Genomic DNA, 7,214 nt, shown 5'->3' with positions numbered 1-7,214 from the left:
GTATTCAATCTGAAATACTGTGTGACTACCGTATCTGTAATCCATGTTGCACCTCCCATGCAACACAGTATCTCAGCTAAAGCTGACCGACTAAAGTCGGTGGTTTCAACCTTTCATATGGAAGAATAAACGGATACACCCTAATTTCACCATCGCGATAAAGTTTCTTGCTGTTTTTTCATAACGTGTGGCAATGCGACGATGTTCTTTCAGTCGACCAAAACATCTTTCCACAACATTTCGTCTTAGATAAGTTGCATGGTCGAATTTGACCTGTCCATCTGACCGGGCTTTTTCGTTTGATTTATACGGAATGATCACTTTTATTCCCTGATTTTTTAACCGATTACGTAATGACTGGCTGGAGTAACCTTTATCCGCAATAACCGCTTTTGAACGACGTTTCATAAAACCGTTTTTACGCTGAATGCCAAGACCATCCAGCAGACGTAGTGCATATTGGCTTTCATGACACTGACCTGCACTGAGCCCCAGATTCAGTGGGAGTCCTTTTCCATCGACAGCCAGATGGACTTTGGAGCCATAACCACCTTGAGAGCGACCCAGACCATTATCTCCGGCGATATCGTGATGTTTTTTTGGGCGCCAGCCGCACAATGTGCCGCACGAATGTTGCTGCTATCCAGTGAGATGGCTGACCAGTCGACTAAACCCAGCTCATCCAGAATCGACAGTAATGTATTGAAAATAAGATTAATGATCCCTGATTTTGACCACCGATTAAAACGGTTATAGCCGGTTTTCTAGGAACTATAACGTTCGGGTAAATCCCGCCAGGGAGTACCGGAACATAAAAACCAAAACATGCCATTGATAACCCGACGGTGTTCAACGTAAGGATGTCCCACCCGTTGAGCATGTTCAGGAGGTAATAAGGGATACAGTAATTCCCATGCTGCATCAGACAGATCATAACGAGCCATAACAGGATTTATCCGAAAGTTTGAGCCAGATGATTATCCTATCTCAATCTATTGCGGGACACAGCTTAGTATGAACGCATCCCAACCACATAACCATCAGCACTGTGATGAAATTGAGAGGTAAGGTGTAGATCCTCTCAGATTTCCGGCACTTATAGGGCCTAAGCGGGAAGCTTGTTGCTCCCTGATAACTGGAGGACCCACATCATGAAATATACTCCTGTTGACGTCGATATCACCAAGTATCTAATGTAAATTCATTTTGTCGATGAATATACCGGTGAAATCATTGATAAGCAGCTACGGTGACGGGATTTTTTAACTTTTTTCAGCAACTGGGAACCTTGTCTGATTGGTATGGAAGCGTGTGGTGGTGCTCACTATTGGGCGCGGAAGCAGAGAAAGCAGGGGCACGAGGTTCGTTTACTCCAGGCCAAATTTGTTAAAGCTTTCCGTATGGGTAACAAAAACTATGTGATGGACGCCAAGGCAATCTGGATAGCAGTTCAGCAACCGGGTAAATCGGTAGCTATCAAAAACGAAGAACAACAAACAATACTTTCTGTGCACCATATGCGCAATCAGTTAGTAAAATTCAGAACCGCACAAATTAATGCATTGAATGGCTTGTTACTGGAATTTGGTGAGACGGTACATAAGGGGCAGGCTTCGTTGGACAAAGCGATGCCAGAGGTGCTTGAGCGGCTAAGGATAAAACTCTCCACCTTCCTGACCAGACTGATTGAAGAGCAATATTATCGCCTGAGTGAACTTGATAAAGAGATTGAACGTCTGGAAAAACAACTGACTGAGTGGGCAAAACAGAATGAGGATTGTCAGCGGATCATGAAAATTCCCAGTGTTGGTGTTCTGATCGCCACAGCGGCTATCACTACGATGGGGGATCCCACTGCTTTCCGGTCAGGCAGAGAATTTTCCGTGTATCTAGGCTTAGTTCCCTGACAAATAGGAACAGGTGGCCGGGTTAAGCTACTGGGTATCAGTAAACACGGGGATACGTATCTGAGGACACTGTTTATCCATGGCACCAGAGTCGCAACGTTATGCACGAAAACACCACCGCTGGGTATGCGAACTGAAAAAACGACGCCCGGTCAGTGTTGCGGCCCGCACGGTCTGGGCACTGGTTGCCCATCAACGGGAATGCCAAAAAGATTATGTCAGTGTCAGACCTTATTGAGGTATTTCACAGGTAAATTCATTTCAACTCAATTAAAAAAGATGAATGCAGAAAGGTTGCTGAGGCAAGAACAGCAATGACAAAGAAAGGTGAGACCGTGACTTGCTAAACCTGAATGGTCACCAGAGCTTCAAGCTCGTCCGAGGAATAAGGAGCAGTTCAGAGGATTACATCGAGGCCCGCAGTATTAGCTGTAACAAGGCTGATGTTATGAACTCCCGCTCCTCACGGAGTAAGATGGGAATTCATCAATAAAATCTAGCCAGTTTTGGGAGGAGATTATGCTTAATCTCATCATCGGTCTTGATATTGCTAAAAATATTTTTCAAGTTTATGGGACCAACCACCGTGGCGTAGCCATTATTAAACGGAAGTTACGTCGAAATAGTGTGTTGAAGTTTTTTGCGACTCTGGAGCCAGCACTGATTGGGATCGAAGCCTGCCATAGTGCACATTATTGGGCACGGGAATTGACAAAGTTGGGGCACACGGTTCATTTGTTGCCAACCCAATACGTTAAACCTTTTGTTGTCGGCGGAAAAAATGATGCTAATGATGCTGCTGCGATCGGTATGGCAGTCACAAGACGGGATATTCACTGTGTCCCCATAAAAAGTGCAGAGCAGCAATCATTACAATCATTGCACCGAATACGGGAAGGGGCTATTCAGGAAAGAACGGCTAAATCAAATCAGATCCGTAGTCTGTTTTCAGAAGAAGGCATCATATTTCCGATCGGGCTGTCTTCGCTAAAAAAAGGTCTCCTTGAGATTATAGAGGATGGTGAGTCCGTGATAACTCCTATCCTGAGAAAGCTGGGCAGGATGTATCTTGAACAATTATCCTGTTTACAGGCGTGGATCGGTGAGCTTAACGAAATGATTGACAGATATTTCAAAGAGAACGATGTCTGTCAACGGTTAGCCACCATTTTCGGTGTTGGGCCAGTGATCGCCACAGCCATTGTCAGTCGCGTTGGCGATCCTCGTCTGTTTAAAAATGGCCGACACTTTGCTGCCTGGCTGGGGTTAACCCCCAGACAATATTCCAGTGGTGGAAAAACCAGACTCGCTGGAATAACGAAACGGGGTGATGGTTATATACGAAAGTTGTTGGTTCAGGGTGTCAGAGCAGTGATTTACCATATAAACCGAAGGCATGATAACTATGGCGATTGGATAAAAAAACTGATGCAGCGTCGTCCGGTAAATATTGTGGCTATCGCGCTGGCAAATAAGATCGCCAGAATATCATGGGTGATATTAACGGGTGAAGAAAAGTTCAGAGTGACATCGTAATCACAGAGGAATGAAATTTATTTTAGCTGTATTGATCTTGCTAATTGCGCAGGAAAAGTGAGATGGGAGATCGGTCAAACCGACACCTGCAAAACCTGATATATCCGACGACCAAGAATGAATAAAGGTCTGAAGGCCGATAAGGAGCAAGTGTGCATATATCCATCATGGCTCAGCAGAAAATAACCTGCAAACACAGAAGCCGAATGTACGAACGCAGTTATGACCGTCATTCAACGAACTTATCTTGCACATAAGCGGGAGTTCATGTACGAATATAGCGCTGCAATCTACCTTCAATGTCACAATAACTTCTGTCTTGCAAACGGGATGCGTTCATATAGGTGACCATAGATTTTATGCTCTCTATATTGGAGTGTAATTTTCATTTTTTCATATTGAGTTTTTTATCGTCATCCTCTCTGGTTTTGCCCAGTATTCTTCCCTGTATCGGGTAATCGTATGATTAGACTCTAATCACTACTGAATAAGTCGCATTTCTGTGTCCGTTGTTTTGTCAAGCAACCCGATAATACTAAAAGTACGCCAGGCACAGCGCTAAATAAAACAAACAAGGATGTTGTGTATGACAACTGAAATACCGTCTCTGTCGTCGACGTCTGAGGCTGAAATTGACAGCTTGCGGCAGGTGGTTTCTCGAGAGACCCAACCTAGGTTGTTGTCGTTAAAAAAATGTCTGGGGTATCTGTCAATATTACTTGTTATTGTCAGTATAGCGTTTCTGGCATTCGTGGTACGGCAGCAACATCATCAGTTAGTGGAATTTCAGTCACTGATGCGAAATGGATCATTCCAGCATTTGCCTGATGAGGTGCAAAAGCTGCACGAACGGCTTGATAAAGCAGATATCGGCTTTGTCCCCCGCCAGGACTGGCAAATGCAAAATGACCGGTTTCATCAGGCATTGATAGCACAACAGGGGTCCGCCAACGGCCAACAAAAACAGCTCGCACAGTCAGTTACTGATTTAAGCCGTGCTCATCAGGATCTTACCGAAGCAGTGAATGTACTGAAAAATATCGGGAAACAGCAGGAAATACGCGTTGACGCATTAATCGCGTGGAAATCTCAGCAGGAAAAGTATGCTGGTAAAAAAGCTGGCACACCTGACCGGGAGGTTCTTCGAACTAAGAAACAGAGAGTTGCTCCTTTCATACTTTCAGGTATTGAACGTCGGGGAGAACAAGTTTATGCCGTTATTGTTCCACGAGACACAGATCCTCATTCCCAAATATCTCAAATGCGCTTACTGACTCTGGGTGAAAGCGCATTTGAGTGGACTCTGGTCAGTATCTCCGATCATCAGGCTTTGTTCCTGGTACAAGGGCACCGTCAAACCCTGTCAGTTAACGAGGGATAATGATGAGAAAAGGTTTTTTCAGCCAGAGGCGTTGGTTGATGCTGGTTGGCGTTGTCATGCCCCTGTCAGCCTCGGTGGCACAAGTTGCTATCTCGGAACAGACAACCACGGTTGCGAAAGCGACCCAGCAACAGGTTATGCAGGCCGAAAATCACCGTATTCAGGCGCAAATGTGGGGACTGACAGAAGCCGAATTTCAGCGTTATCAGCAATTGATGCAGGGTCAACGGGGTATTCAGTCGCCAGGGCTTGATCCGTTGAGTGCATTGGGCATTGAGGCAGAAACAGTACAAGCGCGTCAACATTATGCAGAATTGTGGGTCAGGCAGGAATATGTCCGTACTGAAAAGGAACTGGCGTTCCAGCGGGCTGTGGATGCGGCCTGGAAACGTCTGGCACCGAATATTTTGCCGGTTAATTTAGGGAAGGGGGACGGAATCGCACAGGGTAATCAGGGACGGCTGGCGTTGTTTGTGAAAGAGGATTGCGCGGCCTGTGATGCCCGGCTGGCTGCTGCCTTGTCAGCTGACCGTGAGATGGATATTTACCTGGTGGATAGTGAAGGCAACGATGATGTTTTACGTACCTGGGCAGGTAAACATCATATTCCATCAGAAAAAGTCCGTAGTCGAAAAATCACACTCAATCATGACAACGGGCGCTGGCGACAATTTGGTCAGGGGAAAATGCCGGTCGTGCTACAACATGAGAATGACGGATGGCGTGTGGTGGCATTTTGAGTCTCGCTGTGGCGGGCAGCTTTTTTTGGGTGACCGAGGGTATAGCCGCCGCCGTAAAGCAGACTGTGCCGCCTGGGTATCAGCAGATTGCGCGGGTGCATGGCGTACCCGCTGAAATGCTTTATGCGTTGGCACTGGCTGAATCGGCAAAACGTTTGCCACAGGAGAAACATGAACGTCCCTGGCCGTGGACGCTCAATGTGGCTGGAAAAAGTTATCGTTATGCAACACGACAGGCGGTCTGGCAGGCGTTGCAGGGATTTATGCGCAGCGTACCCCTCAAACGTATTGATGTGGGGATTACTCAAGTGAATTTAGGCTGGAACGGCCATTATTTTCGTTCTTATTGGGATGCATTGGACCCCTATACTAATCTTCATGTGGCAGCCCGTATTCTGAAAAACTGTTATCAATCCAATCCGGGGAGTTGGTTGAATGCGGCAGGCTGTTATCACCATCCCGCTGGCGGTCAGCCCGCGAGTAAGTATCGGAAAATCGTCGCAGGTAAACTGAGCACGCTGGAGACCCGATATCCTGTTTTGTCCACCAATATTGCTGTGGCTAATACGACACTGACCTGGATTGAACCGAAGGAAAAGTAAAGAAGATGTTAATCCATAACTTAATCCGTTATCGCTCCCATTTATTTTTAATGATGATGATATTGACGCCCTGTTCTCAGGCTGCACTGACTATTGTGGCTGATTTAGGTGGACAATCTACGGCAGCATATTTTGATGCCATTAATGCTCAGGATGATGAACTGACCGCCACTTCAAATGCGGCGGTGGCCCCGCCGGATTTAACCGAAGGCGGAATGTTACCGGTGGAAACACCGGAATTGTCTCCCGGACGTGTTGACGCCCGTCCGTTGCAATTGCCGGGAATGGGGGCGTTATTCATGATTGGGGATGATGCCTTATCAAAGCAGTGGCTGAAGAAAAATTTGATTGGTCTTAGGAAAAAGCAGGCGGTGGGGTTGCTGGTTAGTGTGCGAGATAAAACACAACTGGATGAACTACGCCAGCTTGCAGAGGGATTGGTATTAGCCCCCGCTTCCGGTAGTGATTTGGCTCGTCGTTTGCGCTTACAGCATTATCCAGTGTTGATTACTGATACTGGCTTAACCCAGCAGGTGCGTTGATGTGGCCCCGTCATCCTATATTCGAACTGGTGTTACCACACAGTTTCACCGTGCTTTTGTTGGGATTGTTGTTGGCAGTTGTGGTGTTATGGTGGGCTAGATGAGCGATCGTTATGTGATTGAAGCGCGATTACGTCCGGCTGTTGAGCTGAATACTGCTGTTGTTTCGGCGGTTGCCGCCGGTGTCTGTATCGCAGCGCCGTGGGCTGTGGCATTGTCGCCGTCTGTCAGTTATGTCACGGCGGCAGGTTTTGGCGTGTTATCAGGTCTCCGATTCCGGCAGGGGCTACGTGTACTGAACTACCGACGTAATATCCGACGATTGCCCCGTTATGTGATGGCCAGCCACCAGGTGCCAATCAGTCATCAGAGATTGTTTCTAGGGGCTGTTGACGTTTCGTGTACATAACTTATACAGCCCACATGGGTAACCACATCATTATAAAAGCCATGGCAACCATACTGGCATAATTTCGCTCAAGTTTGTCGTATCTTGTTGCTATTGC

5 protein-coding genes and 4 pseudogenes are annotated in these 7,214 nt (G+C 46.7%); 7 read left to right on the top strand and 2 right to left on the bottom strand.

All coding sequences use genetic code 11. The features are described from left to right. Window positions 1-105 precede the first annotated feature (105 nt). Window positions 106-944, bottom strand: a pseudogene (locus C5470_RS20920) (IS5 family transposase). A gap of 255 nt (window positions 945-1,199) precedes the next feature. On the opposite strand from C5470_RS20920, the pseudogene C5470_RS20915 reads away from it, so the two are divergent. From C5470_RS20915 to C5470_RS20885, 7 genes and pseudogenes are all read left to right on the top strand, one after another. Further along, window positions 1,200-2,145, top strand: a pseudogene (locus tag C5470_RS20915) (IS110 family RNA-guided transposase). Window positions 2,146-2,426: 281 nt separating this feature from the next. Beyond that, on the top strand, window positions 2,427-3,443 hold the full coding sequence (locus C5470_RS20910) for an IS110 family RNA-guided transposase (protein WP_166291676.1): 1,017 nt from the start codon (window positions 2,427-2,429) through the stop codon (window positions 3,441-3,443). A 586-nt stretch (window positions 3,444-4,029) separates the two neighbouring features. Then, entirely contained in the window at window positions 4,030-4,824 is a 795-nt protein-coding gene (locus C5470_RS20905) for a hypothetical protein (RefSeq protein WP_166291674.1), read from the top strand. A 2-nt stretch (window positions 4,825-4,826) separates the two neighbouring features. Then, window positions 4,827-5,564, top strand: coding sequence for a TIGR03759 family integrating conjugative element protein (locus tag C5470_RS20900; protein ID WP_166291679.1), 738 nt, complete (start codon window positions 4,827-4,829; stop codon window positions 5,562-5,564). Continuing rightward, window positions 5,543-6,166 (top strand): transglycosylase SLT domain-containing protein, encoded by a 624-nt coding sequence (locus C5470_RS20895; RefSeq protein ID WP_207627066.1) that lies wholly within the window; start codon window positions 5,543-5,545, stop codon window positions 6,164-6,166. The genes C5470_RS20900 and C5470_RS20895 overlap by 22 nt, the downstream gene beginning before the upstream one ends. Before the next feature lie 5 nt (window positions 6,167-6,171). After that, window positions 6,172-6,708 (top strand): integrating conjugative element protein, encoded by a 537-nt coding sequence (locus C5470_RS20890; protein WP_166291672.1) that lies wholly within the window; start codon window positions 6,172-6,174, stop codon window positions 6,706-6,708. A 100-nt stretch (window positions 6,709-6,808) separates the two neighbouring features. Then, window positions 6,809-7,093: pseudogene (locus C5470_RS20885) on the top strand (type IV conjugative transfer system coupling protein TraD); the annotation flags it as partial. Between the two features lie 25 nt (window positions 7,094-7,118). Here C5470_RS20885 and C5470_RS20880 read toward each other — a convergent pair. Then, window positions 7,119-7,214 (bottom strand): annotated as a pseudogene (locus tag C5470_RS20880) (IS5/IS1182 family transposase); the annotation flags it as partial.

It is taken from the genome of Photorhabdus stackebrandtii (genome assembly GCF_011189495.1).
In the GTDB taxonomy this organism is placed as follows: Bacteria; Pseudomonadota; Gammaproteobacteria; order Enterobacterales; family Enterobacteriaceae; genus Photorhabdus; species Photorhabdus khanii.
This window is presented reverse-complemented; position numbering and strand designations above follow the sequence as displayed.

Bases quoted from the DNA above. Each gene is read 5' to 3' on its own strand.
- C5470_RS20910 (WP_166291676.1), top strand. From the start codon at position 2,427: ATGCTTAATCTCATCATCGGTCTTGATATTGCTAAAAATATTTTTCAA.
- C5470_RS20905 (WP_166291674.1), top strand. From the start codon at position 4,030: ATGACAACTGAAATACCGTCTCTGTCGTCGACGTCTGAGGCTGAAATT.
- C5470_RS20900 (WP_166291679.1), top strand. From the start codon at position 4,827: ATGAGAAAAGGTTTTTTCAGCCAGAGGCGTTGGTTGATGCTGGTTGGC.
- C5470_RS20890 (WP_166291672.1), top strand. From the start codon at position 6,172: ATGTTAATCCATAACTTAATCCGTTATCGCTCCCATTTATTTTTAATG.
- C5470_RS20895 (WP_207627066.1), top strand. From the start codon at position 5,543: ATGGCGTGTGGTGGCATTTTGAGTCTCGCTGTGGCGGGCAGCTTTTTT.